We start from the raw sequence: 25,449 nt of genomic DNA on the forward strand, positions 1-25,449 counted from the left end.
CCATGAACTTTGCGAACCTTGCGACTCTGCGAAAGGAAACGAACCCGTCATGATTTTGCCTTGGCTGATCCTGATCCCCTTCATCGGCGGCTTCCTGTGCTGGCTGGGCGAGCGCTTCGGCGCCACCCTGCCGCGCTGGATCGCGCTGCTGACCATGTCCCTGCTGCTCGGCATCGGCCTGTGGCTGTGGGCGACCGGTAACTACACGCTGGCCCCGACCCCGGGCGCCGAACCTGCCTGGGCGCTCGAATACAAAGTCGAGTGGATCAAGCGCTTCGGTATCAGCATCCACCTGGCCCTCGACGGCCTGTCGCTGCTGATGATCCTGCTCACCGGCCTGCTCGGCGTGCTGTCGGTGCTGTGCTCGTGGAAAGAGATCCAGCGCCACGTCGGCTTCTTCCACCTCAACCTGATGTGGATTCTCGGCGGCGTGGTCGGGGTGTTCCTGGCCCTGGACCTGTTCCTGTTCTTCTTCTTCTGGGAAATGATGCTGGTGCCGATGTACTTCCTCATCGCGCTCTGGGGTCACAGTTCGGCTGACGGCAAGAAGACCCGGATCTACGCGGCGACCAAGTTCTTCATCTTCACCCAGGCCAGCGGCCTGATCATGCTGGTGGCGATCCTCGGCCTGGTGCTGGTCAACTACAACAACACCGGCGTGATCACCTTCAACTACAGCGACCTGCTCAAGGCCCAGCTGCCGGCCGGCGTCGAGTACATCCTGATGCTGGGCTTCTTCATCGCCTTCGCGGTGAAACTGCCGGTGGTGCCGTTCCACTCCTGGCTGCCTGACGCCCACGCCCAGGCACCGACCGCAGGCTCCGTCGACCTCGCCGGCATCCTGCTCAAGACCGCGGCCTACGGCCTGCTGCGCTTCGCCCTGCCGCTGTTCCCGAACGCCTCGGCCGAGTTCGCGCCGATCGCCATGACCCTGGGCCTGATCGGCATCTTCTACGGCGCCTTCCTGGCCTTCGCGCAGACCGACATCAAGCGCCTGATCGCCTTCTCCAGCGTCTCGCACATGGGCTTCGTGCTGATCGGCATCTACTCCGGCAGCCAGCAGGCCCTGCAAGGCGCGGTGATCCAGATGCTGGCCCACGGCCTGTCGGCCGCCGCGCTGTTCATCCTGTCCGGCCAGCTGTACGAGCGCCTGCACACCCGTGACATGCGTCAGATGGGCGGCCTGTGGCACCGCATCGCGTATCTGCCGGCCATCAGCCTGTTCTTCGCCGCCGCCTCGCTGGGCCTGCCGGGTACCGGCAACTTCGTCGGCGAGTTCCTGATCCTGATCGGCAGCTTCGCCCACGTGCCATGGATCACCGTGATCGCCACCACCGGCCTGGTGTTCGGTTCGGTCTACTCGCTGATCATGATCCACCGTGCCTACTTCGGTCCGGCCAAGGCCGATACCGTGCTGGCCGGCATGGACGGTCGCGAGCTGATCATGGTGCTGGGCCTGGCCGGCCTGCTGATCCTGCTGGGCGTGTATCCGCAGCCGTTCCTCGACACTTCTGCCGCCACCATGAGCGGTGTGCAGCAGTGGCTCGGTTCCGCATTCACTCAACTCGCTTCGGCCCGGTAAGAGCGCTATGGAATTCACCACTCAACACTTCATCGCATTGGCGCCGATGCTGATCACCACCCTCACCACGGTGGTGGTGATGCTGGCGATCGCCTGGAAGCGCAACCACTCGCAGACCTTCCTGCTGTCCACCGTGGGCCTGAACCTGGCCCTGCTGTCGATCCTGCCGGCGCTGAAGGTCGCGCCGCTGGCGGTGACCTCGCTGGTCACCATCGACAAGTTCGCCTGCCTGTACATGGCGATCATCCTGGTGGCGACGCTGGCCTGCGTCACCCTCGCCCACGCCTACCTCGGCGAAGGCTCCAAGGGCTATCCGGGCAACCGTGAAGAGCTGTACCTGCTGCTGCTGATGTCGGCCCTCGGTGGCCTGGTGCTGGTCAGCGCCAACCACCTGGCCGGCCTGTTCATCGGCCTGGAACTGCTGTCGGTGCCGGTCTATGGCCTGGTGGCGTACGCCTTCTTCAACAAGCGCTCGCTGGAAGCCGGCATCAAGTACATGGTGCTGTCGGCCGCCGGTTCCGCCTTCCTGCTGTTCGGCATGGCCCTGCTGTACGCCGATGCCGGCAGCCTGGCCTTCGACCAGATCGGCAAGGCCCTGGCCAGCACCAGCATGCCGAGCCTGCTGGCCCAGCTGGGCCTGGGCATGATGCTGGTCGGCCTGGCCTTCAAGCTGTCGCTGGTACCGTTCCACCTGTGGACCCCGGACGTGTACGAAGGCGCCCCGGCACCGGTCGCCGCGTTCCTGGCCACTGCCAGCAAGGTCGCGGTGTTCGCCGTGGTCGTGCGCCTGTTCATGCTCTCCCCTGCTGCCAGCAGCGGCGTGCTGAGCACCGTGCTGGCCGTGATCGCGGTCGCCTCGATCCTGATCGGCAACCTGCTGGCGCTGACCCAGAGCAACCTCAAGCGTCTGCTCGGTTACTCGTCCATCGCCCACTTCGGCTACCTGGTCATCGCCCTGGTCGCCAGCAAGGGCCTGGCCCTGGAGGCCATGGGCGTGTACCTGGTCACCTACGTGATCACCAGCCTCGGCGCCTTCGGCGTGATCACCCTGATGTCCTCGCCGTACGCCGGCCGTGACGCCGACGCCCTGTACGAGTACCGCGGCCTGTTCTGGCGCCGTCCGTACCTGACCGCGGTACTGACCGTCATGATGCTGTCGCTGGCCGGTATCCCGCTGACCGCGGGCTTCATCGGCAAGTTCTACATCATCGCCACCGGCGTCGAGTCGCACCTGTGGTGGCTGGTCGGCGCCCTGGTGATCGGCAGCGCCATCGGCGTGTACTACTACCTGCGCGTCATGGTCACCCTGTACCTGGTCGAGCCGAACCTGCGTCGCCACGACGCTCCACTGAAGTGGGAACAGCGCACTGGCGGCGTGATGCTGCTGGCCATCGCCATCCTCGCTTTCGTGCTCGGTGTCTACCCGCAGCCGCTGCTGGAGATGGTGCAGCAGGCTGGCCTGCAACTGATCGGCTGATCAGTGCAGTGATGTAAAAGACACCCCGCCTCGGCGGGGTGTTTTTTTTGCGCCCCGCAATGGCGATTACAGATCGGCCGGTGTGCTTCGTCTGCCCTTTGCAGCGTCAGACTCCCGCACTCGATCTGGAACCCCGTCCCCATGCGTCCCACCCTCCCCTACTCCCTGCTGGCGCTGTTCGTTGCCGGTACCGCCCAGGCCGCCAATCAGGTCGAGCTCGACCAGGTGTTGGTCCAGGGCCAGGCACAGTCCGAACTCGAGGGCGCCGCCGAACACCTGCACGAGATCCCCGGTGCCAGCAACCTGGTGGACATGGACAAGGTCGGCCAGGGCCGGCTGGCCAGCAACCAGGATGTGCTGGCCTACCAGCCGGGGGTGTTCGCCCAGTCGGCCGGCAACGACGGCATCAAGCTGTCGATCCGGGGCTCGGGCATCAACCGTGCGCCCGGTGCCCACGGCTCAGGGGTGTACACGATGTTCGACGGCCTGCCGCTGACCGGCCCCGGCGGCACGCCCTACGAGTTGTTCGAGCCACTGTGGCTGAGCCGCGCCGAAGTGCTGCGCGGTGCCAACGGTTTCGACCAGGGCTCCCTGGCCTTGGGCGGCGCGATCAACTACGTGACCCACACCGGCTACGATGCCGCGCCGCTGCAGGTGCGCTACGAGGCCGGCAGCCGCGGTTACCAGCGCCGCCACATCAGCTCTGGCCAGGTGCTGGGCGACCTCGACTACTACGTGGCGCTGACCGATGCCGAATACGACGGCTACCAGCAGCACAGCAGCGGCAGCGCCAAGGGCATCGCCGCCAACGTCGGCTATCGCTTCAACCCCAACCTGGAAACGCGCTTCTACCTGCGCTACCGGGAGACCGAGAACGACCTGGCCGGGCGTTTGACCAAGGAGCAGATCAAGCACCATCCACGGGCCGCCAATCCGGCCTACCTGGCCCGCGACGACAGCCGTCCACAGCCTGGCAGCACCTGGGTCGGCAACAAGACCACCTTCTTCCTCGACGACGAGTCGCGCCTGGAGGCTGGGTTGGTCTACCACGACTACCCGATGGACCTGCGCGAAGGCCCGATGCGCCTGAAGGTCGCCTACTCCGACGTCAGCGGCATGCTCAACTATATGCGTCGCGACACCCTGTTCGGCCACGACAGCAAGACCACCGTCGGCTGGCGTACCACCAAGCATCTGCCCAACAGCGGCGCCTCGCAGTTCGCCCGCTCCGGTGGAGACAACTTCGGCGCCCGCACGCGCGACTTCACGTACCAAGGCTCGGACAGCGTGCTGCACATGGGCAATGACCTGGAGCTGATCCCCAACCTGTGGCTGACCACTGGCCTGGCGATGATCTACACCCGCCGCGAGAGCGACGTCACTTACCCGGCCAGCGGCGGCAAGGTCAGCCAGCACGACTGGGACTATGCCCCACGAGTGGGCCTGCGCTACGACATTCGCCCGGACCTGCAGGTATACGGCAACCTCAGCCGCTCGGTGGAGCCGCCGCATCCGTGGTCCTTGGTCTGGAGTGCGCCGGTCAACAACCAGCCCATGAAGATGCAGAACCAGACCGCCACCACCCTGGAACTAGGCGCGCGCGGCGATTCGGCGCTGGGGCATTGGGACCTGGCCTGGTACTACGCGCAGGTACGCCACGAACTGCTGAACGTGGAAATCGTGCAAGGCTTGCCGTTCAAGGAGTTCAACGCCAGCCCCACGGTACACCAGGGCGTCGAAGCGGGCCTCGACAGCACGCTCTGGGAACAACCCGGTACCGGCAAGCTGAGCCTGCGCCAGGCCTATACCTTCAGCGACTTCCACTACCGTGACGACGACAAGTTTGGCGACAACCGCCTGCCCGGCATCCCCATGCATTACTACCAGGCCGAGTTGCGTTACGACTGGCCGGCGGGGTTCTACGCCGGCGTGAATACGCAGATGGCCTCCAAGGTGCAAGTGGACTACGCCAACAGCAGCCACGCTGACGCCTACGCTCTGCTCGGCGCGCGGCTGGGCTGGGACTCGCCGAAACGTGACTGGCAGACCTGGCTGGACCTGCGCAACCTGACCAACCAGCGCTATGCGGCGACGGTGACGCCGGGGTATGACGATGGTGGCAAGGATGTCGCCCGTTCGACGCCGGGGGAAGGTTTCGCAGCTTATCTGGGAGTTTCTTACAGCTTCCGCTAGGCCAACGGCCTGCACTGAATACCCGCCTTGGTCACCAGCAGCGCAGTCAGGGCCTCGTTCATGGGCATTCCTCAGAGGCTCAACGCTTTAGTGCGCGCCATAACGGCAAAAGTGCCGTTGACCCAGGTCAATACCGCCGCAGCGCCGTCGCCTTAGCATTCGCGCCTTTTGTCCCTGGTGCGCCCCCATGACCCCACCCGCCAAGCCCGAACTGCTCGCCCCCGCCGGCACCCTGAAGACCATGCGCTACGCCTTCGCCTACGGCGCCGACGCGGTCTATGCCGGCCAGCCGCGCTACAGCCTGCGGGTGCGCAACAACGAGTTCGACCACGCCAACCTGGCGCTCGGCATCCAGGAGGCCCATGCCCTGGGCAAGCGCTTCTACGTGGTGGTCAACATCGCCCCGCACAACGCCAAGCTCAAGACTTTCCTCAAGGACCTGGCCCCCGTCATCGACATGGGGCCGGATGCGCTGATCATGTCCGACCCGGGGCTGATCATGCTGGTACGCCAGCACTTCCCGCACATGTCCATCCACCTCTCGGTGCAGGCCAACACGGTGAACTGGGCCGCCGTGCGGTTCTGGCAGGGGCTGGGCCTGTCGCGGGTGATCCTGTCCCGGGAGCTGTCGCTGGAAGAAATCGAGGAGATCCGCCAGCAGGTGCCGGAGATGGAGCTGGAAGTGTTCGTGCATGGCGCACTGTGCATGGCCTACTCCGGCCGCTGCCTGTTGTCCGGTTACCTGAACAAGCGCGATGCCAACCAGGGTACCTGCACCAACGCCTGCCGCTGGAAGTACGACGCCACCCCGGCCACCGAGAATGCCACGGGCGATATCGTCCACGAGGTCGAACCGACCCTGGGCCTCGGTACGCCTACCGAGCAGGTGTTCCTGCTTCAGGAAAGCAACCGCCCGGGCGAGCAGATGCCGGCCTTCGAGGACGAGCACGGCACCTACATCATGAATGCCAAGGACCTGCGCGCCATCCAGCACGTCGAGCGGCTGACCCACATGGGCGTGCACTCGCTGAAGATCGAAGGCCGCACCAAGTCGCACTTCTACTGCGCCCGCGCGGTGCAATCGTACCGCCAGGCCATCGACGACGCCGTGGCCGGGCGCCCGTTCGACCGCAGCCTGATGACCAACCTCGAATCCCTCGCCCAACGCGGCTATACCGAAGGCTTCCTGCGGCGCCACGTACACGATGAGTACCAGAACTACCAGCGCGGCAACTCGGTGTCCGAGCGTCAGCAGTTCGTAGGCGAGCTGACGGGCGTGCGCGTCGAGGGCCTGGCCGAAGTGAAGGTGAAGAACCGCTTTGCCGTGGGCGACCACCTGGAATTGATGACCCCTCGCGGCAACTACCATTTCGACCTCGAACGCATGAACGACAGCCACCAACAGGCCGCGCACGTCGCGCCGGGCGATGGCCATACCGTTTACCTGCCCATCCCGGAGCAGGTGCCGCTGGCCTATGGCCTGTTGATGCGTGACCTGCCCGACGCCTAGCGGCCAAGCGGCAGCTCTTGCAGCGCGCTGCGCGACCAGGCGAGCAGATCTCTCTGGATCGACTCGCGAAAGGTGGCGAACCGCGCGCGGTCGAAGCGATAGGCCGTGCCGACGTTCCACACCACGATGTCGTGCCTTCCAATCCACCTGGCGATCGACGAGACGGCTGGCGAAACCTTCGGCATGCGCCAGAAGGTCCAACAGGTCATTGCGCTCCGCCAAGGAAAACTGCGAGCCCAGGCCGATCAGGTTACCCTCGGACTGAGGCAGTGAAACCAGCGACGACATATTCATGAGTATCCGGCGATTAGCGAAGGGTCCTACACCCTATCGCCCCTACCACCGTGCGGGCATGGGGAATACTTGCCGAGCACAGCGTGGCTGACGAATCTGTAATCCACAGCTCAGGTGACTGACAGGCCCTGGCGGCGAACATCTCGGACCGTACCCTCGGGGCAAGCCCGCTCCCAGTGGTCAGTTGCGAGAGCACACCATGCCACCGACTCCAACCCGTCGTAGCTTCGTCAAGGGCCTTGGCGCCGCCAGCGCCCTCGTCGGCCTCGGCCTCTGGCGCCCGCTGGCCCTGGCCGCCGAAGGCCGGCGGCCGCACGACCTCAGCGGCCAGCACTTCGAACTGTTCATCGGCCAGACCCCGGTCAACATCACCGGCCAGCCGCGCACCGCCCAGACCATCAACGCCAGCCTGCCCGGCCCGGTACTGCGCTGGCGCGAAGGCGACACTGTCACCTTGCGCGTACGTAACCACCTGGACCAACCCACCTCGATCCACTGGCACGGCATTCTGCTGCCGGCCAACATGGATGGCGTGCCGGGCCTGAGCTTCGCCGGTATCGCGCCAGGGGACGACTACCTCTACCAGTTCACCCTGCGCCAGAGCGGCACCTACTGGTACCACAGCCATTGCGGGTTGCAGGAACAGGCCGGTGTCTACGGCGCCATCGTCATCGAGCCGCGCGAGCCGCAGGCGCATCACTACCAGCGTGACCATGTGCTGTTGTTCAGCGACTGGTCGGACCAGGCGCCGGAGGCGTTGCTGGCCACGCTGAAGAAGCAGTCCGACGCCTTCAACTACCACAAGCGCACGGTCGGCGACTTCATCGACGATGTCGCCGACAACGGCTGGGGCAAGACCGTCACCGAACGCTGGGCCTGGGCGAAGATGCGCATGAGCCCGACGGACCTCGCCGACATCAGCGCCGCCAGCTACACCTACCTGCTCAACGGCCAGCCGCCAGCGGGCAACTTCACCTGCCTGTACCAGCCCGGTGAAACCATACGCCTGCGCCTGATCAACGCTTCGGCGATGACTTACTTCGACTTCCGCATCCCCGGGCTCGAGCTGACGGTGATCGCCGCCGACGGTTTGCCGGTGACACCCGTAAGGGTGGACGAGCTGCGCATCGCCGTGGCCGAGACCTACGACGTGCTGGTGACGGTAGGCGACCTGCCCGCCTACACGCTGTTCGCCCAGAGCATGGACCGCACCGGCTACGCCCGTGGCACCCTGGCGCGTGCCACCGGCCTGCAGGCGTCAGTACCCGCGCTCGATCCGCGCCCGGTCCTGAGCATGGACGACATGGGGCATGGCGGCATGGGGCAGATGGACCACGCTGCCATGGCCGGGATGGACCACTCGACCATGAGCGGCATGCAGACCCACCCCGCCAGCGAAACCGGCAACCCGCTGGTGGACATGCAGACCATGGCCCCGCGCGCCAACCTCGCCGACCCCGGCCTGGGCCTGCGCGACAACGGTCGCCGGGTGCTGACCTACGCCGACCTGCGCAGCCCCTACCCCGACCCTGACGGCCGCGAGCCGTCACGCGACATCGAGTTGCACCTGACCGGCCACATGGAGCGCTTCGCCTGGTCGTTCGACGGCATCAAGTTCAGCGATGCCGAGCCACTGCGCCTGAAGTACGGCGAGCGGGTGCGCATCACCCTGGTCAACGACACCATGATGACCCACCCCATCCACCTGCACGGCATGTGGAGCGACCTGGAGGACGAACACGGACGCTTCCTGGTGCGCAAGCACACCGTCGACATTCCCCCCGGCAGTCGCCGCAGCTACCGCGTCAGCGCCGACGCCCTGGGGCGCTGGGCCTACCACTGCCACCTGCTCTATCACATGGAAACCGGCATGTTCCGCGAGGTACGGGTCGATGAATGAACGCATCAGCAATCGCCGCATCGCCACCGGCGTCGCGCTGCTCGCGCTGCTGGCCAGCGAACGCGCCCTTGCCGCCGGCATGACGGGCATGGATCACAGCCAGATGAACCACGCCACCGCACCCGCCGATCAACCCCGTACCCCCCTGCCGGTGATCGGCGATGCCGAGCGCCAGGCCGCGTTCCCTCCCTTGCCCGGCCACCAGGTGCATGACCGGGCCCTCAACTGGGCGGTGATCGTCGATCAGCTGGAGTACCAGCACTTCGACAGCAGCGACGCGCTGAACTGGAACGCCACGGCCTGGGTCGGTGGCGATATCGACCGCCTGTAGCTGCGCAGCGAGGGTGAACGACAACAGGGCAAGACCCACAAGGCCGAGCTGCAGGCGTTGTGGGGCCATGCCATCAGCCCGTGGTGGGAACTGGTCGGTGGTGTGCGCCAGGACTTCAAGCCCGCCAGTGGCCAACACTGGGCAGCCTTCGGTATCCAGGGCACCCCCCTCTACGGCCTGGAACTGGAAGCCACCGCCTACGCCGGCGAACGCCAGCAGACCGCACTGCGCCTGGAGGCCGGTTACGTTATGCTGCTGACCAACCGCTGGATCCTCGAACCCACCGTCGAAGCCAATCTCTTCGGACGCAACGACGCCAGCCGCGAACAAGGCGCGGGGCTGGCCGAAAGCGAAGTGGGGTTGCGTCTGCGCTACGAGATCAGTCGCGGCTTCGCGCCCTATGTCGGGGTCAGCTTCAACCGCCTGCACGGCAACCGCGCCGAACAGGCTCGGGCGGATGGCGAAGATACCGGCCAGACCCGCCTGGTAGCCGGGGTTCGCCTGCGTTTCTGAAGCCCCGAGCATCGGCGCAGCCGGCGCCATTCATCGCAGGCGACCCAGCCCATGAATCATGCTGTTCCACAGGAGCTCCACCATGCTGCGCAAACACCTGCTCACCCTCGGCCTGCTGGCCATCGCCGGCCTGGCCCAGGCCGCCGAGACCATCGATGTCTACCGCGACCCCAACTGTGGTTGCTGCAAGGCCTGGATCAAGCACCTGAGCGACAACGGTTTCACCGTCAACGACCATGTCGAGCCGAACATGAGCGCGGTCAAGCAGCGCCTGGGCGTGGCACCGCGTCTGGCCTCGTGCCACACCGGCGTGATCGACGGCAAGTTCGTCGAAGGCCACGTACCGGCCGAGCAGGTGCGCCAGCTGGCCAGGCGCGACGACCTCAAGGGCCTCGCCGTGCCGGGCATGCCCATGGGCTCGCCGGGCATGGAAATGGGTGACCACAAGGATGCCTACCAGGTCATCGGCGTGACCCGGGACGGCCAGGACACCGTGGTCGCCAACTACTGATGCTCAGTCTCGGGGCGCTGTTCCTCAGCGCCTTCGGCGCCGCCACCCTGCTGCCGCTGCAGTCCGAGGCCGTGCTGGTCGGCTTGCTGCTGCGCCAGCCCGATGCCTGGGGCCTGCTGTTGCTGGTCGCGACCCTGGGCAACGTGCTCGGTTCAGTGGTCAACTGGCTGCTGGGCCGGGCCATCGAACACCTGCGCGGGCGCCGCTGGTTCCCCTTCAGCGCCAGCCAGCTGGAGCGCGCGCAACAGCGTTACCGGCGCTGGGGGCAATGGTCGCTGCTGCTGAGCTGGATGCCGGTGATCGGCGACCCGCTGACCTTGATCGCCGGCATCATGCGCGAACCCTTCTGGCGCTTCTTGCTGCTGGTCACCCTGGCCAAGGGCGGTCGCTACATCGTGGTGGCGATGATTACCCTGGGCTGGCTCCACAACGGGTGACAGCGTTCACGCCCGGCCAGCGCCACGGGCTGCTACAGTCGTCCTTCCCCACATGGCCCTACACGGAGTGCCCCCATGCTGCGCGCCACCGCCCTGGCCCTTGCCTGCCTCGCCACAGGCTCCGCCATCGCCACTGAAGCCGTTGCCTACGGCCAGCAACTCGAAGGCTTCGCCTATCCTCATCCGCTCAGGCATTTCGACTTCCATTCCCAGGGCCAGGCCTTGCAGATGGGTTACATGGACGTGCCGGCCCAGGGCAAGGCCAATGGCCACAGCGTGGTGCTGATGCACGGCAAGAACTTCTGCGCCGCGACCTGGGAAACCAGCATCGATGCGCTCAGCCAGGCAGGCTACCGGGTGATCGCCGTGGACCAGGTCGGTTTCTGCACCTCGAGCAAGCCGGCCCACTACCAGTACAGCTTCCAGCAACTGGCCAGCAACACCCATGCATTGCTGGCCAGCCTCGGTGTGGACCAGGCCATCGTCCTCGGCCATTCCACCGGCGGCATGCTCGCCACCCGCTATGCGCTGATGTACCCCGCGCAGGTGAAACGCCTGGCGATGGTCAACCCCATCGGCCTGGAAGACTGGAAGGCCCTGGGCGTGCCCTATCGTACCGTCGACCAGTGGTACGCCCGCGAGCTGAAGCTCGATGCCGAGGGCGTGCGCAACTACGAGCGCAACACCTACTACGCCGGGCGCTGGAAACCCGAATACGAACGCTGGGTGCAGATGCTGGTGGGGCTGAACCAGGGGCCGGGGCACGCCGTGGTGGCGTGGAACTCGGCGCTGATCTACGACATGATCTTCACCCAGCCGGTGGTCCACGAGTTCCAGGAGCTGCAGATGCCGACGCTGCTGCTGATCGGCGATCAGGACAACACCGCGATCGGCAGCGACATCGCGCCGCCCGAGGTGAAGGTGAAACTGGGGCGCTACAAGGTACTGGGGCCGCAAGTGGCGAAGCTGATCCCACAGGGTGAGCTGGTGACCTTCGAGGGGTTGGGCCATGCACCGCAGATCGAGGCACCCGACCAGTTCCACCAGGCGCTGCTCGGCTGGCTGCAGCGCTGAGTGCGACCAGGGCGCGGATTTGCCCCGCAGAGGATGGCACCGGCTACGCCGGTATCGTGGGCTCAACCTGAGCCACGGGCCCATGGTCGGCTTCAGGCGAAGCGTTGCAATTGCATCTCCCGCAGCCGGCTCAGGGTCCGCTGGTACGGGAATGCCAGGTACCCTTGCGTGTAGAGCGCCTCCAATGCCACCTCGGCCTCCAGGTACAGTGCCACGCGCCGGTCGTAGCATTCGTCGACCAAGGCGATGAAGCGGCGCACGCTGTCATCCTTGCGCGCCAGCTGCGGCAGCGCGCGATCACCGGCCACCACCTGCGCGGCACCGTCCTCGGTCCCCCGGGCGATCCGCCCTTCCTGCTGCGGCCCGCCAAGGGCAGGAATCGCACTGACCAGGATCGCCGGGAAGCGGTCGCACAAGGCCATGAAGTCCATCGCCGCCAATGGCTGCTCGCACAGGTCGGCGAAACGGCACCACAGCGCCTGATCGCTGCGCCGCAGCACCCGGATCTGCCGCGAACCCAGCCACAACGGCTGGTCGCTGCCGGGATCGTGCGGGCTCAGCTGCGCGAACACCGCCTCGAGCGCACTCGCCTGCCCCGCCTGCGCCACCCAGTAGCGCTGATGCTGCGCACCAGGGTGCAGACGGTGGTCCTGCTCGCCCGCCACCGCCAGCACGCGCATATGCCGCTCGATGGCGGCGATGGCCGGGAGGAAGCGCTCGCGATTGAAGCCGTCGCGGTACAGTTGGTCGGGGGGCTGGTTGGAGGTGGCGACGATCACCACGCCCTGGTCGAACAGCACCTGGAACAGCCGGCCCAGGATGATCGCATCGCCGATGTCGCTGACGAACAGCTCGTCGAAGCACAGCACCCGGATCTCGCCTGCCAGCTCGCGGGCCAGGGCCTTGAGCGGGTCGGTGGTGCCGTTCAGCTGGAACAGACGCTGGTGGACCCAGGCCATGAAATGGTGGAAGTGCTGACGCCGCGCCGGCACCTGCAGGCAACGGTGGAACAAGTCCATCAGCCAGGTCTTGCCGCGGCCGACCGGGCCCCAGAGGTATAGCCCCTGGGGCACGCGGCCCTGGCACAGGGCCTCGAAACAGGCTTGCAGCGCAGCGACGGCGCTGGCCTGGGCCGGGTCGGGAAAGAAACCTCGATCGTCGAGGGCCTGCTGGTAGAGCGCTTCTGGAGTCATGCCGCGCATGGTACGCCATCGCGGACCTGGCCCGCCTCCATAATCGCCGGCGTGCCCCTGAACAGCGTGGAAACAAGCTTGCCCCGCGACAGGATCAGCCCTCCTTCAAGCCCACCCTCAACAACGCCCCGTCCTTGGCATCGGTCAGCACATACAGATAGCCGTCCGGCCCCACCCGCACATCGCGAATCCTGGCCTTCAGCTCGCCCAGCAGGCGCTCCTCATGCACCACCTTGTCGCCTTCGAGCTGCAGGCGGATCAGCTCCTGGCCCGCCAGCGCACCGATGAACAGGTTGTGGTCCCAGGCCTTGAACACCGGGCTGGCATAGAACGCCATGCCACTGATGCCTGGTGACTTTTCCCACACATGGTGTGGGTCGACCATGCCGTCGACATGCTTGCCCTTGGCCTCGGGAATCGGTTGCAGCGAATAGTCGATGCCGTGGGTGGCGATCGGCCAACCGTAGTTCTTGCCCGGCTCGGGGATGTTGATCTCGTCGCCGCCGCGTGGCCCGTGCTCATGGGTCCACAGCTTGCCGGTCCAGGGGTTGAGCGCCGCGCCCTGCTGGTTGCGGTGGCCGAACGACCAGATTTCCGGGCGTACGTTGTCGCGGCCGACGAAGGGGTTGTCCTTCGGCACCTCGCCATCAGGCAACAGGCGCACGATCTTGCCTTGCAGCTTGTCCAGGTCCTGGGCAGTGGCTCGCTGGTTGTTCTCGCCCAGGGCGATGAACAGGTAGCCGTCGCGATCGAACACCAGCCGCGAACCGAAATGATTGCCTTCGGACAGCTTGGGCTGTTGACGGAAGATCACCGCAAAGTGCTCCAGCCGCGCCTGGTCCAGGGACAACTGGCCCCGCCCCACCGCCGTGCCGGCCTTGCCATCCTGGCCCGCCTCGGCATACGACAGGTACACCGTGCGGTCCTTGGCGAAGTCTGGCGACAGCGCCACGTCGAGCAGGCCGCCCTGTCCTTCGGACCAGACCTGGGGTACCCCGGCCAGCGGCGGACCTACCTTGCCTTCAGGGCTGACGATGCGCAGGTTGCCTGGGCGTTCGGTGACCAGCATGCCCTTGCCGTCCGGCAGGAAGGCCAGGGCCCAGGGGTTGCGCAAGCCATCGGCCAGGGTGCTGATGGTCAGTTGCCCCTCTTCGCTGGGCAATTGCTGTTCAGGCGCGGCATGGGCCAGCAGGGGAAACAGGCTGGCGGCAGCCAGGGTGGTCAACCAGGTGCGTGGGGTCATGCTCGATTCCTTCGAGGGGGCTCAAGGCACGCGCTGCGAATCGCGTGGTGGCCGGGTGGGTTCCAGGTTCGGGGTAGTCTGCTGACGACGCAGGTTGTCGCCGTTGCCAATGCCGCCGTTGTCCAGGGTCGGCGGGCGCGGCACAGGCTGGGTGGACGGACCACGCACCGGCGGCGTGGCCGGCACGCTGCCTTGGCGGCTGTTCGGATTGGCCCGCATGATCGGGCTGTTGTAGGGATTGTTGCCATCGTTGGCGGCCAGGAGTGGCACTGGCAAGGGGGCAGCCTGGAGCGGCATGGCCAGCAACAGGCCGAGGGCCAGGGTTGGCAGTGTGGGATTCATGCTTCACCTCCGGTACGAAAAGGCGCACTCCAGGGTTGGATAGCCTAAGACGCGCAGGGTTCGACGCAAAAGGGGAAATCAGAGTCGAGATGATTCCTGATGTTTCAGTATGGGCCCTTGCCTTGCGCTCGCGATACCGAGCGCGGAACGTGGGAGCGGGCTTGCCCTGCGATGGATGGCTCCGATCTCGTCGCTATCGCCGAACATGCCCGTCCCCACGCCTCAACCTTGCGCCTGGCGCGTGTCTACCTTGTGCCGCGCCGCATACAGGCACAGCATCTCCATCGCCAACGTGGCCCCGGCCAAGGCGGTGATGTCGGCGTGATCATAGGCCGGCGCCACCTCCACCAGGTCCATCCCCACCAGGTTGATGCCGCGCAGGCCGCCCAGGATCTCCAGCGCCTGCACCGTGCTCAGCCCTCCGCACACCGGCGTGCCGGTACCGGGCGCGAAGGCCGGGTCGAGGCAGTCGATGTCGAAGGTCAGGTACACCGGCCGCTCCCCCACCCGCTGACGAATCGCTGCGATGATCGCCTCGCTGCCCAGTCGATGTACCTGCCGGGCATCGAGGACGGCGAAGCCCTGGCTGTCGTCGTTGGTGGTACGCAAGCCAATCTGCACCGAGCACGCCGGGGCGACCAGCCCTTCGCGCGCCGCATGCCAGAACATCGTGCCGTGGTCGATGCGCTTGCCCTCCTCGTCCGGCCAGGTGTCGCTGTGGGCGTCGAAGTGGATCAGCGCCAGCGGGCCGTGGCGACGGGCATGGGCCTTGAGCAGCGGGTAGCTGATGAAATGGTCGCCGCCGAGGGTGAGCATCGCGCAACCGGCGTCGAGGATACGCTCGGCGTGGGCCTGGATGCTGTCCGGTACCGCGTCTGGGGTGCCGCTGTCAAAAGCGCAGTCACCGTAGTCGATCACCGCCAGGTGGTCGAACGGATCGAACGTCCACGGCCAGTGCCGGGCCCAGGCCTGCTGCACCGAGGCGGCGCGGATCGCCCGTGGGCCGAAGCGCGCCCCGGGACGATTGCTGGTGGCGGTGTCGAACGGCACCCCGCTGACCACCACGTCGACCCCGTGCAGGTCACGGCTGTAGCGGCGCCGGGAAAAACTGGTGATGCCGGCATAGGTACTTTCTGCGGCAGTACCGTAGAGGCTGTCGCGAGTGATGGCCTGATCGTTGTCCTGGGCAGGTTCCACGGTGAGTCTCCTTGTGGGTGTCGGGCTTACTGGCGGCTGCGGAAGGTGGTCCACAGGCGATTGCGCTGGCGCAGGTCGGACAGCGCCATGCTACGGTCGGCGAACAGGCGCTGGCGCACCTCGGCCGAAGGGTAGATGTCCGGATCCTGGCGCACCGCCGGGGCCACCAGCGGCGTGGCCGCCTGGTTGGCGTTGGCGAAGAACAGGGTATTGGTCAGCGCCGCGACCGAATCAGGGCGCAGCATGAAGGCGATGAAGGCACGAGCGGCTTGCGGGTGCGGGGCATCCTTGGGTATCGCCAGGTTGTCCAGCCACACCAGCGTGCCTTCCCGGGGAATGCGGTAGACCAGCGTGAACGACTTGCCGGCACGCCGGGCCTGGTCGGCGGCCATGGCCGCGTCGCCGCTGTAGGTCAGCGCCAGGCACACGCTGGCGTTGGCCAGGTCGTTGATCTGTCGCCCGTTGGCCACGTAGCTGACCGACGGCTGCAACCGCGACAGCAGGGCCTGGGCCGCTTCCAGATCGGCTTTGTCCTGGCTGTACGGGTCCTTGCCCAGGTAGTTGAGGGTGATACCGATCACCTCCTGGGGCGAATCGGGCATGGCGATGCCGCAATCCTTCAGGCGACTGGCGTATTCGGGCTTGAACAACAGGTCGAGACTGTCCAGCGGCACATCGCCCAGGCGCTGGCGCACGGCCTCGACATTCACCCCCAGGCCCAGAGTGCCCCAAGTATAGGGCACCGCGTGGCGGTTGCCGGGATCGGCCTCGGCCAGCTTGGCCAGCAGGTCCGGGTCGAGGTTGGCATAGCCTGGCAGCGCCTGGGTGTCCAGTGGCTGCAACGCGCCGGCCTTGAGCGCCCGGGCCAGCACCGTGGCCGACGGCACCACCACATCGTAGCCACTGTTGCCGGTGAGCAGCTTGGTCTCCAGCACCTCGGTGGTGTCGAAGGTGTCGTAGCGCACCTTGTAGCCGGTTTCCCGTTCGAAACGCGCCAAGGCCTGCGGGGCGACGTAATCGGCCCAGCTGTACAGGTTGACGACCTTCTCCTCGGCCTGCAGCGGCAAGGTGAACAGCAGGGACAGCAGGCACAACGTTCGATGCATGACGGACACCTCGGCGTGGGGCTGGGATGTCGTCAGCATGCCTGTCAGGTTACATTGCATAAATCGCAACTTTGCAAAGCTGACATTAACCAGGAGCAATGTGATGCTTGGACAACTCCATGACCTGGACCTGCAATTGCTGCGGCTGTTCGTCACGGTGGTCGAGGCCGGTGGCTTCAGCGCCGCCCAGGGCGTGCTGGGGCTGAGCCAGCCAAGCATCAGCCAGCAGATGGCGAAACTGGAGACCCGCCTGGGCTACCGGCTGTGCAGCCGCGGCAAGGGTGGCTTTCGCCTGACTGAAAAGGGCGAGCTGCTGCTCCAGGCGACACGCGCCCTGCTGCTGCAGATCGAGCAGTTCCGCCAGCAGGCCAATGGCGTGGCCGGGCGCTTGCTGGGGACAGTGCGCATCGGCCTGGCGGAGAACCAGGACAGCAGCGTGACCCTGCGTCTCGCCCAGGCCATCGCGCGCTTTCGCCAGCGCGACGAGACGGTGCAACTGGAACTGACCAGTGCCCCACCGGCGGAGCTGGAACGCCTGCTGCTGGAGCAACGCCTGGACTGCGCGATCAGCTACTTTTCCGGCAACCAGGCAGCGTTCGACTACCAGCCGTTGTTCGAGGAACCCCAGCGACTGTATTGCGGCCAGGGACATGCCCTGTTCGAGATGACGCAGATGAACCGCGAACAGTTGCTCGACACCGACCAGGTGCGCCATCCCTATCGCTTTCTCAAGCAGGGCGAGCCGTTCCAGAGTCGCCGCAGCAGTGCGCTGGCCGAGCAGATCGACAGCGCGCTGACGCTCATCCTGTCGGGGCGTCATATCGGTTACCTGCCCTGCCACTGCGCCGCGCCGTGGGAAGCCCAAGGGCTATTGCGGCCGCTGGATCCGACGCTGGATTTCAGCGTGCAGTTCACCCTCGCCCGGCACCGTGCGCAGGCACCGGGTGAAGCGTTGCTGGCATTCGTCGAGGACCTGGGCGCGGCATTTGCTGGTGCATGAAAGTCCGCTCCGAGGGTGCCCCCTTATGGCAGCGGGCCTTGTGGATGCGGACTTTTTGCGGGTGGGCTTGCCCGGCGATGAGGCCAAACCTGCACGGGCAGAACAAGCCCCCCTTGATCAGTAGACCAGGTTCCAGGTAAGCGTATAGGTCCGCCCCCGCCCCTGATAGTCGTACAGATACGCCGGCCCGTAGGTAGGCGCGTAGAACAGCGTCGCCCGTTGTCCCCACACCGTGCTGTACTGCTTGTCGAACAGGTTCTGGATCCCTGCGCTGAACGTACCGAAACCAGTCTCCTGGCTGCCCAGCAGGTCGAAAGTGGTATAGCCATCGATCTCGTGGTGGGCATCGTCGCGCAGGGTGAAGGCATGGTTGGCCTGCAGCCGCGCCGAACGCCCGTCGCCCTTCCAGCCGACGAAGGCGGTGGCCTTGGACAACGACGCGTAGCGGGCGTCGCGCTTGACCCAGTCACCGTCGCCGTCCTGCTCTTGCGAGCGCACCAGGTGCAAGGTGCCACCGGTTTCCCAGCCGTTCTGGAAATAACGGCTCAACGCGCCCTCGAAGCCGAAGTCTCGACGCTTCTGATCCTCGACATCGATGGTCAGCGTAGCGGAATCGACGTTGATGACCTTGTCCGACCAGATGTAGTACAGCGCCGCCTGGGCGTTCCAGTCGAGGTCCGCATAGCGCCAGCCCAGCTCCACCTGGCGGCTCTTGATCCCGGCCAGTGGGTTGTCGCCCACCGACAGGCCCGGCTTGCCATAGTACTTGGCCGGGTCCGGCAACTCGAAACCCTCGCCGTAGTTGGTCCATACCTGGTGGCCATTCTTGAAGTCATAGATAGCGCCCAGGTTGTAGAGGTTCACCTGGTAGTCGTTGCTGCCACCGGGCACGTTCTTGAAGTCGCTGACCTCGACATCCATCTGTTGGCGCCGAGCGCCGCCGGACAGGGTCAGGTTGTCGGTGAGGTGCCAGTCCAGCTGGCTGTAGAACGACACGCCATCGACCCGATAGCTGGGGTAGCGCGGCGCCTTGCTGGCCTTGTCCAGATCCAGGCCGCCACTCTCGGACGATACCCGCGCATCGAAGGTGGTCTGTTCGGCGCTGAACCGCTCACGATCCAGATCGACGCCGTAAGTCAGCTTGAAGGTGTCCCACTGCTTGGCGAACAGCGCCTTGAGGCCAGACACCTCGAAGTTCTGTTGCGAAGCCGCGAAGTAAACGCCGCGCGAACCGGTGGGCTTGCCGGTGTTGTAATAGGGGAACGGGTAGAAGTTGTCGTTCTCCTTGCGATACGAGGCCTGCAGGTAGAAGTCCTGGCCGAGCACATCGCGGTGGTGGTAGTTGGCGTTGAGCAGCAGCCGTCGGGTGCGCGGTTGCAGGTCGGACGAATAACCGCCGCGCAACTCGGCGTCCTCGAGGTCGGACGGGGCATTGTGACGCAGGTTGGGGAAGTAGATACCGGTACTGCCGTGGTTGCCGGAGTCGTAGTACTGGGCCAGCAGGTCGAGACTTTGCTGGTCGTCCAGGGTCAGGCCGAGTGTGCCGAGGATATCCAGGCTGCGGTTGTACTGCAGGTCGGTCTGGGTGTTGTCGATGAAGATCTGCTTGCCGGCACCGTCGTAGAACGCCTCGTTCTGCTCGCCGGAAATGCCCAGGCGGGCGTTGACCCGTTCGTTGCCGCCGCTGATCGACTGGGCGATGCGGGTCGACAGGTCATCGCTGTTGTTGAAGCCGCTACTGGCGCCGAGCTGGGTCTCGAAGCGCAATGGCCCTGCCTCGCCCTTCTTGGTGACGATGTTGATGATGCCGCCGGTGGCGCCGCCACCATAGATCGCGCTGGCGCCGGACAACACCTCGACGCGCTCGACGTTGAACGGCGAAATGCTGTCGAACTGGCGCGACAGTCCGCGGGAGCTGTTCTGGCTGACGCCGTCGATCATCACCAGCACGTCGCGGCCGCGCATGTTCTGGCCATAGTTGGTGCGCCCTTCAGGCGCCAGGTCCAGGCCCGGGACCAGCTTGCCGATGGCCTCCTTGAGGCTCACGCCACTGTCGATCTGCTCGCGCAGCTGCTGCTGGTCGACCACCCAGACCGTGCCGGGGATCTCGCTGATCGCCGTGCTGGTGCGCGAGGCCACGCTGACTTCGATGGGCTTGAGGCTGACACTCTGCGGTGGCGCAGCGCGGCGCAGGGTGACCGTGCGCGCATCGTTGAACTGGTAGCTGACCCCCGTCCCGCCAAGCAATTGCTGCAGGGCCTGCTCCAGGCTGTAGCTGCCGCTAAGCGCCGGCGCCTGCAGGTCGGCCACGTCGGCGGTGGTGTACAGCAGGTGCAGTCCGGCCTGGTCGGCGAACGCGGTCAGGGCCTGGTCCAGCGGCTGGGCTGGCAGTTCGAGGCGTACCTGGCGCGCCTGGGCGCTGGCGCCAGGGACATCGGTGGCAGCCTCGGCCAGCAGCGGGCCGGCCAGAGTAGCCAGGGCGGTGCAGGACAACATGGCGTGTTTGAAGCGGTGCGGGAGCGTGGCCTTCACGAAAGAGCTTCCAGACAGTCGTAGGGATAAGGGTTGGCTGATCAGTGCCCCTACGACGATCTGGCTACGACGAACTTGCAGCGGTAAATGAAAAAAATTTCGATTCCGCTTGAACGGCTCAATACACCACGGCCAGGAACGGCAAGTAAGTGACCTTCAGCCCATAACGCTGCTCGAGGGTGCGCAACAGCGCATGGGGGTCGTCAAGGTCGAACACGCCGCTGACTTCGAGGGCCGCGAGCTGCTGGTCGGGGATCACGATACGACCATGCTGGTAGCGCTCCAGCTCGGCCAGCACCTGGCCCAGCGGCTTGCCATTGAAGATCAGCTTGCCGCGCTGCCAGGCGGTGCGGGTCCCGGCATCCGGCGTGGGTTGCAGCACCTGGCCCGCGACCTCGGCCTGGCCCTCGGCCAGCAGCACCTGAGCGCCACCCGGCTCGCGCCGCACACTGAACACCGCCGCGTTGCCGGTCACCGGCGCGCCCCCCGCCTGCACCACGAAGGGACGGGGATCGGCGACCGTTTCGAACAACGCCTCGCCCGCCTCCAGCACCACCTTGCGCTGGTGCTCATCGAACACCACCGACAAGGCGCTGGCGCTGTTCAGGGTGACCCGAGAACCGTCGGCCAGGGTCAGGCTCTGTCGCTGGCCGACGCTGGTGTGATAGTCCGCCCGCCAGATCGGCAACTGTTGCCAGGCAACATGCCCGGCCATGCCCAAGACCAGCGACGCGGCGACCGCCGACAGCCAGCGCCACCTGCGTGGCGCGGCCGGCAGGCTGGCCTTGGCCGTCGGCGTATGCCCCAGGTCGAGCCACAATGCCTCGGCCTCGGCCGCCGCTTCGGCATGCGCCGGGCTCAGCCGACACCAATGCTGGTAACGGCTGTGGTCGATCGCCGTGGCATTGCCCGAGTGCAGCAGGACCTGCCAGTCGAGGGCATCGTCGGACAACGTGCTGAGCGGTTGTGGGGCGGGCATGGCGTGGGCTTCAGTCATGGTTGTGCTTGAGCCAGTCACGGCAATGGCGCAAGGCCTGGCCGATGTATTTTGCCACCATGCTCTCGGAAACGCCCAGTCGTTGCGCGATCTGCGCCTGGGTCAGGCCTTCGACACGGTTGAGTAACAGTGCCTGGCGTGCGTTGCCGGATAACTGCAGCAGCGCTTGGTCGAGGATCTGCAGACGCTCGCGGGCCAGCAAGGCAGCCTCCGGAGGCGGTGCCGGGCAGGCGATCGGAGTGTCGCCATCGCTGTCCTCGTGGCTGGCTGCCAGGCGCTGCTCACGGCGCAAGGCATCAATGGCGAGGTTGCCGGCCACGCGAAAGATGAAACTGCGCGCATGCAGCACCCGCACGGCCTGATCGTCGACCTTCACCAGCTTGAGGTAGGTTTCCTGGGCGACATCGGCGGCACGCTGCCGGTCGCTCATGCGCCGGGTCAGGAACTGCAGCAGGTCATCGTAATGCTCCTGGAAACTGGCCAGCAGCCCGGACACGGGAGAGGTCGCCATGGAAAAGTGAAGGCCGTCGGGAAGAGTTATCGAACGTTAATGAGAAACAGTATCTTTCATAATGCCCGGTACTTTCAACGCCGCCGCGCTTTTGCCACACTGCCGGCTCGCCCGTGACCCGAGTCCCTCACCGCCATGCTCGTCCGCTGCTGCCTGATCCTGCTGTTGTGCCTGGGCCTGAACGCCTGCGCTCTGTTCCAGAACCGCGATCCGCTGAACATCAGCGTGATCGGCATCGATCCCCTGCCCGGCCAGGACCTGGAACTGCGCATGGCGGTGAAGATCCGCGTGCAGAACCCCAACGAGACACCAGTGGACTTCAGCGGTGTCGCCTTGAACCTGGAGGTCAACGACCAGCCGCTGGCCGCCGGTGTCAGCAACCAGCGCGGGCATATCGACCGCTACGGCGAAACCGTGCTCAGCGTGCCGGTGAGCATCACCGCGTTCGCCTTTCTGCGCCAGGCCTACGGGCTGGGCCGGGTCGAGTCGCTGCAGGGCCTGCCCTACGTGCTGCGTGGCAAGCTGGCCGGTGGACCATTGGGCACGGTGCGTTTCATCGACAAGGGCCGGCTCGACCTGCCCGCGCCAACCGGCTACGCCTGGTAGTCTCAGCCGCCGCTGCCGATGAAGCGCACGCCTGGGCGCGCACGTTCATCCACGCTCAACTCGAATACATCCGGCCGCGCGTAGTGACCGACCACGTCGAAGTCGTAGCGCGCCCGCACCAGCTCATCGGTATCGACTTGCGCACAGAGCAGTCCGCGTTCGCCCAGCAACGGCCCGGCCAGTACTTCGCCGAGCGGCCCGACGATGACGCTGCCGCCATTGATCAGCGGCCGTTCGGCCGGCCAGTTGGACCGGGTGTGCACAGCCGTGCAGGAAGTGTCCGCCTGACTCAACGATTGGCGCTGGCGGCAGCCATCATCTTGTTGACTTCGCTACGCACCAGGTAGGTGAACTCTGCTGGCGACATGCCATCCAGTTCGGCGCGCACCCATTCAGCCCACTTGCCCTTGCGCCGCGACTTTTCCGAGATCAGCCGCGCGGCCTCGGCCTTGGCCTTGCCCAGGTTGTTCTGCCAATACTCGAACAAGCGAGCCTTTTCCGCCTCGATCTGCGCCCGTTCCTCGAAGCTCATGTTGGCCAGATTGAAACTCATGGGGTAATACCTGCCACTGAAAAATGGGGGCTATCTTACACTGTCGCGGCCGGGCATCGGTACGCCGCTGCAACTTTCCAGGCGTGGCGGCATCCACTGTTCAACTCCCCCCTTGACGAGGACGTGTAGATGGCCAGGAAAACCACCGTGCAAACCGATAGTGAACAGATCAAGGACCAAGTGTTCAGCGAGTTGCAGGCATTGATCGAGGAGTCGGAGCGACTGCTCACTGACAGTGCATCGCTGGTCGGCGAAGACGCCGATACCCTGCGCGCCCAGCTCGGCCTGAAACTGCGCCAGGCCCGGGATGCCACCAGTCGACTGGGGCAGAAGGCGCAACCGGTGGTCGAGGCGACCCAGCAATATATCGGCGGCCATCCCTGGCAGACCGTGGCGATTTCAGCAGGGCTCGGCCTGGTGGTCGGCTTGTTGCTGGGACGCCGGCAGTAAGCGTCGCTCAGGCGACCTGGGCCATGGGGATGCCGCTGTGGAAGCGCAGCTCCTGGTCCGGGGAGCTGATCAGTTCGGCTTCCGCCGCACGTACCAACTCCACCACCCGGGCAATGTCCGCCTCGTCGCCATACTGATGCGCCAGTTTCAGGTAACCCTGATAGTGACGCGCCTCGCTCTTGAGCAGGCCGTGGTAGAAGGTGCCGAGCTCTTCGTCCAGGTGCGGTACCAAGGCGGCGAAACGCTCACAGCTACGGGCCTCGATGAACGCGCCGACCACTAGCGTATCCACCAGCTTGACCGGCTCGTGGGCCCGTACCAGACGCCGCAGACCCGAGGCATATCGTCCCGCAGACACCGGCCGCAACGGTACGTCGCGACGCTTCATCAGCCGCAGGACCTGCTCGTGGTGCACCAGTTCCTCACGGGCCAGGCGCGACATCATGTTGATCAAGTCCAGGTGGCTGTTGTACTTGGCGATCAAGCTCAATGCCGTGCTCGCGGCCTTGAACTCGCAGTTCTTGTGATCGATCAGCAGGGTCTCCTGGTCGGCCAGCGCCGCCTCGATCCAGGCATCAGGGGTACGGCAACCGAGGAAGGCATCGATTTCAGGAATCAGGGACATGGCACTCGCAATCACACAGGGCGTCAACAGGACCGGCGATTATACCGGCGACGCCGCCGAGTGCCAGTGACTATGCTTGATGCAGGTCAAGCGCCGGCGGAAGGCGCGCCGTCTATAGTCAGGCATTGGTCGCCATCCAAAAAGGAGCTCACGTCCATGCAAGCCGTCCGCAGCATCCTCGTCGTTCTCGACCCCGAACACGCCCACAGCCGCGCCCTGACTCGGGCCAAACTGATCGCTGGCGTGACCGGTGCGCGCCTTCACCTGTTGATGTGCGACAAGAAGCAGGACCATGCGGCGCTGCTCAGCCTGCTCAGCAGCCAGCTACACGACGATGGCTATGACAATGTCACCTACGAGCAGCATTGGCAGGAAACTCTGCACAAATCGATCATCCAGGTACAACAGGCCGAAGGTTGCGAACTGGTGATCAAGGAGCATCGACCAGACAATCCGCTGCGCAAGGCGCTATTGACGCCCAGTGACTGGAAGCTGCTGCGCGAGTGCCCGTGCGCCGTGCTGATGGTCAAGAGCGAACGGCCCTGGACAGGCGGCAAGATCCTCGCCGCTGTCGATGTCGGCAACCAGGACGAAGACCATCGGCGCCTGCATGCCAGTATCATCGACCACGGCTACGCTATCGCCAGCCTGGCCAAGGGCGAGTTGCACGTGATCAGCGCCCACCCCTCCCCCATGCTGGCGGCATCGGATCCGGTGTACCAGCTCAGTGAAACCATCGAGAAACGCTATCGGGAAGCTTGCCTGGCATTCCAGGCCGAGTTCGATATCAGCGCCGATCGTCTGCATATTGCCGAAGGTCCCGCCGATGTGCTGATTCCCTATACCGAAAAGCAGTGCGAGGCGGTGGTGACGATCCTCGGCACCGTGGCCCGCACTGGTATTTCCGGGGCCCTGATCGGCAATACCGCTGAAGTGGTGCTGGATACACTCGAAAGCGATGTGCTGGTACTCAAGAGTGAAGAGGCCACGGCCCATCTGGCCGAGCTCGCCCGCGACTGACTTCCAGCATCGCCTTGTCGCAGCAGCCAGGTCCCTGTAGGAGCCAGCCGACGCGGTCATAAGGTTGCACTGGCTTTACGGGCACGGAAAAGACAAAACCCCTACCTGCATGTGCAGATAGGGGTTTTGCGAAATGAATCTTGACGATGACCTACTCTCACATGGGGAAGCCCCACACTACCATCGGCGATGCATCGTTTCACTACTGAGTTCGGGATGGGATCAGGTGGTTCCAATGCTCTATGGTCGTCA

The 25,449-nt window shown here is 65.4% G+C and carries 24 protein-coding genes, 1 rRNA gene and 1 pseudogene; 13 read left to right on the forward strand and 13 right to left on the reverse strand.

Going from position 1 to position 25,449, the window contains the following annotated elements:
* The first annotated feature begins 49 nt into the window (after window positions 1-49).
* The 4 genes from nuoM (at window position 50) to trhP (ending at window position 6,762) form a co-directional block, all read left to right on the forward strand.
* Window positions 50-1,582 carry an NADH-quinone oxidoreductase subunit M gene (nuoM, locus tag F3J43_RS02150; RefSeq protein ID WP_166883163.1) on the forward strand — a complete coding sequence of 511 codons (1,533 nt, stop codon included), beginning with the start codon at window positions 50-52 and terminating at the stop codon, window positions 1,580-1,582.
* 7 nt (window positions 1,583-1,589) lie between these two features.
* Window positions 1,590-3,059 (forward strand): NADH-quinone oxidoreductase subunit NuoN, encoded by a 1,470-nt coding sequence (gene nuoN, locus F3J43_RS02155; RefSeq protein WP_166883164.1) that lies wholly within the window; start codon window positions 1,590-1,592, stop codon window positions 3,057-3,059.
* A gap of 141 nt (window positions 3,060-3,200) precedes the next feature.
* Window positions 3,201-5,252, forward strand: a complete 2,052-nt coding sequence (locus tag F3J43_RS02160) for a TonB-dependent receptor family protein (protein WP_166883165.1) — start codon at window positions 3,201-3,203, stop codon at window positions 5,250-5,252.
* 187 nt (window positions 5,253-5,439) lie between these two features.
* Window positions 5,440-6,762 (forward strand): prephenate-dependent tRNA uridine(34) hydroxylase TrhP, encoded by a 1,323-nt coding sequence (trhP, locus tag F3J43_RS02165; protein ID WP_166883166.1) that lies wholly within the window; start codon window positions 5,440-5,442, stop codon window positions 6,760-6,762.
* Here trhP and F3J43_RS02170 read toward each other — a convergent pair.
* The gene (locus F3J43_RS02170; protein WP_166883167.1) at window positions 6,759-6,971 is read right to left on the reverse strand and encodes a hypothetical protein; all 213 of its coding nucleotides are present in this window, start codon (window positions 6,969-6,971) and stop codon (window positions 6,759-6,761) included. The genes trhP and F3J43_RS02170 overlap by 4 nt on opposite strands.
* 284 nt (window positions 6,972-7,255) lie before the next feature.
* Between F3J43_RS02170 and F3J43_RS02175 the strand changes: the two genes are divergently transcribed.
* The 5 genes and pseudogenes from F3J43_RS02175 to F3J43_RS02195 all read left to right on the forward strand — a co-directional run bounded on the left by F3J43_RS02175 (window position 7,256) and on the right by F3J43_RS02195 (window position 11,822).
* Window positions 7,256-8,956, forward strand: a complete 1,701-nt coding sequence (locus tag F3J43_RS02175) for a copper resistance system multicopper oxidase (RefSeq protein WP_166883168.1) — start codon at window positions 7,256-7,258, stop codon at window positions 8,954-8,956.
* A gap of 103 nt (window positions 8,957-9,059) precedes the next feature.
* Window positions 9,060-9,800, forward strand: a pseudogene (locus tag F3J43_RS23755) (copper resistance protein B).
* An 82-nt stretch (window positions 9,801-9,882) separates the two neighbouring features.
* Window positions 9,883-10,311: a DUF411 domain-containing protein gene (locus F3J43_RS02185; RefSeq protein ID WP_166883169.1), complete on the forward strand. Its 429-nt coding sequence runs from the start codon at window positions 9,883-9,885 to the stop codon at window positions 10,309-10,311.
* Window positions 10,311-10,748, forward strand: a complete 438-nt coding sequence (locus F3J43_RS02190; protein WP_166883170.1) for a YqaA family protein — start codon at window positions 10,311-10,313, stop codon at window positions 10,746-10,748. The genes F3J43_RS02185 and F3J43_RS02190 overlap by 1 nt, the downstream gene beginning before the upstream one ends.
* Before the next feature lie 75 nt (window positions 10,749-10,823).
* Window positions 10,824-11,822 (forward strand): alpha/beta fold hydrolase, encoded by a 999-nt coding sequence (locus F3J43_RS02195; protein WP_166883171.1) that lies wholly within the window; start codon window positions 10,824-10,826, stop codon window positions 11,820-11,822.
* Between the two features lie 92 nt (window positions 11,823-11,914).
* Here F3J43_RS02195 and zapE read toward each other — a convergent pair whose 3' ends face one another.
* The 5 genes from zapE to F3J43_RS02220 form a co-directional block, all read right to left on the reverse strand.
* Window positions 11,915-13,015, reverse strand: a complete 1,101-nt coding sequence (zapE, locus tag F3J43_RS02200) for a cell division protein ZapE (protein WP_166883172.1) — start codon at window positions 13,013-13,015, stop codon at window positions 11,915-11,917.
* Window positions 13,016-13,109: 94 nt separating this feature from the next.
* Entirely contained in the window at window positions 13,110-14,258 is a 1,149-nt protein-coding gene (locus F3J43_RS02205) for a PQQ-dependent sugar dehydrogenase (RefSeq protein ID WP_166883173.1), read from the reverse strand.
* A gap of 21 nt (window positions 14,259-14,279) precedes the next feature.
* On the reverse strand, window positions 14,280-14,600 hold the full coding sequence (locus F3J43_RS02210; protein ID WP_166883174.1) for a hypothetical protein: 321 nt from the start codon (window positions 14,598-14,600) through the stop codon (window positions 14,280-14,282).
* Between the two features lie 222 nt (window positions 14,601-14,822).
* Window positions 14,823-15,797: an agmatinase gene (gene speB, locus F3J43_RS02215; RefSeq protein ID WP_166883175.1), complete on the reverse strand. Its 975-nt coding sequence runs from the start codon at window positions 15,795-15,797 to the stop codon at window positions 14,823-14,825.
* A 26-nt stretch (window positions 15,798-15,823) separates the two neighbouring features.
* Window positions 15,824-16,903, reverse strand: a complete 1,080-nt coding sequence (locus F3J43_RS02220; RefSeq protein ID WP_166883176.1) for a polyamine ABC transporter substrate-binding protein — start codon at window positions 16,901-16,903, stop codon at window positions 15,824-15,826.
* A gap of 103 nt (window positions 16,904-17,006) precedes the next feature.
* Between F3J43_RS02220 and F3J43_RS02225 the strand changes: the two genes are divergently transcribed.
* Window positions 17,007-17,903: a LysR family transcriptional regulator gene (locus F3J43_RS02225; protein ID WP_166883177.1), complete on the forward strand. Its 897-nt coding sequence runs from the start codon at window positions 17,007-17,009 to the stop codon at window positions 17,901-17,903.
* A gap of 117 nt (window positions 17,904-18,020) precedes the next feature.
* Here the strand turns inward: F3J43_RS02225 and F3J43_RS02230 are convergent, their stop codons facing one another.
* The 3 genes from F3J43_RS02230 to F3J43_RS02240 form a co-directional block, all read right to left on the reverse strand.
* Complete coding sequence (locus tag F3J43_RS02230; RefSeq protein WP_205297576.1) at window positions 18,021-20,435, reverse strand: TonB-dependent receptor; 2,415 nt, start codon at window positions 20,433-20,435, stop codon at window positions 18,021-18,023.
* 118 nt (window positions 20,436-20,553) lie between these two features.
* Entirely contained in the window at window positions 20,554-21,414 is an 861-nt protein-coding gene (locus tag F3J43_RS02235) for a FecR family protein (protein WP_166883204.1), read from the reverse strand.
* A 10-nt stretch (window positions 21,415-21,424) separates the two neighbouring features.
* Entirely contained in the window at window positions 21,425-21,943 is a 519-nt protein-coding gene (locus tag F3J43_RS02240) for an RNA polymerase sigma factor (protein ID WP_166883178.1), read from the reverse strand.
* A 135-nt stretch (window positions 21,944-22,078) separates the two neighbouring features.
* Between F3J43_RS02240 and F3J43_RS02245 the strand changes: the two genes are divergently transcribed.
* Window positions 22,079-22,549, forward strand: coding sequence for an LEA/WHy family protein (locus tag F3J43_RS02245; RefSeq protein ID WP_166883179.1), 471 nt, complete (start codon window positions 22,079-22,081; stop codon window positions 22,547-22,549).
* A 2-nt stretch (window positions 22,550-22,551) separates the two neighbouring features.
* Here the strand turns inward: F3J43_RS02245 and F3J43_RS02250 are convergent, their stop codons facing one another.
* Window positions 22,552-22,812: a carbon-nitrogen hydrolase family protein gene (locus F3J43_RS02250; protein WP_286184302.1), complete on the reverse strand. Its 261-nt coding sequence runs from the start codon at window positions 22,810-22,812 to the stop codon at window positions 22,552-22,554.
* 26 nt (window positions 22,813-22,838) lie between these two features.
* Window positions 22,839-23,102, reverse strand: coding sequence for a hypothetical protein (locus tag F3J43_RS02255; RefSeq protein ID WP_166883180.1), 264 nt, complete (start codon window positions 23,100-23,102; stop codon window positions 22,839-22,841).
* A gap of 147 nt (window positions 23,103-23,249) precedes the next feature.
* On the opposite strand from F3J43_RS02255, the gene F3J43_RS02260 reads away from it, so the two are divergent.
* A complete protein-coding gene (locus F3J43_RS02260) occupies window positions 23,250-23,552 on the forward strand; it encodes an ElaB/YgaM/YqjD family protein (protein ID WP_353618176.1) in 303 nt (100 codons plus the stop codon).
* A 7-nt stretch (window positions 23,553-23,559) separates the two neighbouring features.
* Here the strand turns inward: F3J43_RS02260 and F3J43_RS02265 are convergent, their stop codons facing one another.
* Window positions 23,560-24,177: a MiaE family protein gene (locus F3J43_RS02265; RefSeq protein ID WP_166883182.1), complete on the reverse strand. Its 618-nt coding sequence runs from the start codon at window positions 24,175-24,177 to the stop codon at window positions 23,560-23,562.
* Window positions 24,178-24,333: 156 nt separating this feature from the next.
* Here F3J43_RS02265 and F3J43_RS02270 point away from each other — a divergent pair, with 156 nt between their 5' ends.
* Window positions 24,334-25,197: a universal stress protein gene (locus F3J43_RS02270; protein ID WP_166883183.1), complete on the forward strand. Its 864-nt coding sequence runs from the start codon at window positions 24,334-24,336 to the stop codon at window positions 25,195-25,197.
* A 138-nt stretch (window positions 25,198-25,335) separates the two neighbouring features.
* On the opposite strand, the gene rrf is transcribed toward F3J43_RS02270, so the two are convergent.
* Window positions 25,336-25,449, reverse strand: a 5S ribosomal RNA gene (gene rrf / locus F3J43_RS02275); the annotation flags it as partial.

It is taken from the genome of Pantoea sp. Cy-639, assembly GCF_011752525.1.
Lineage (GTDB): Bacteria > Pseudomonadota > Gammaproteobacteria > Pseudomonadales > Pseudomonadaceae > Aquipseudomonas.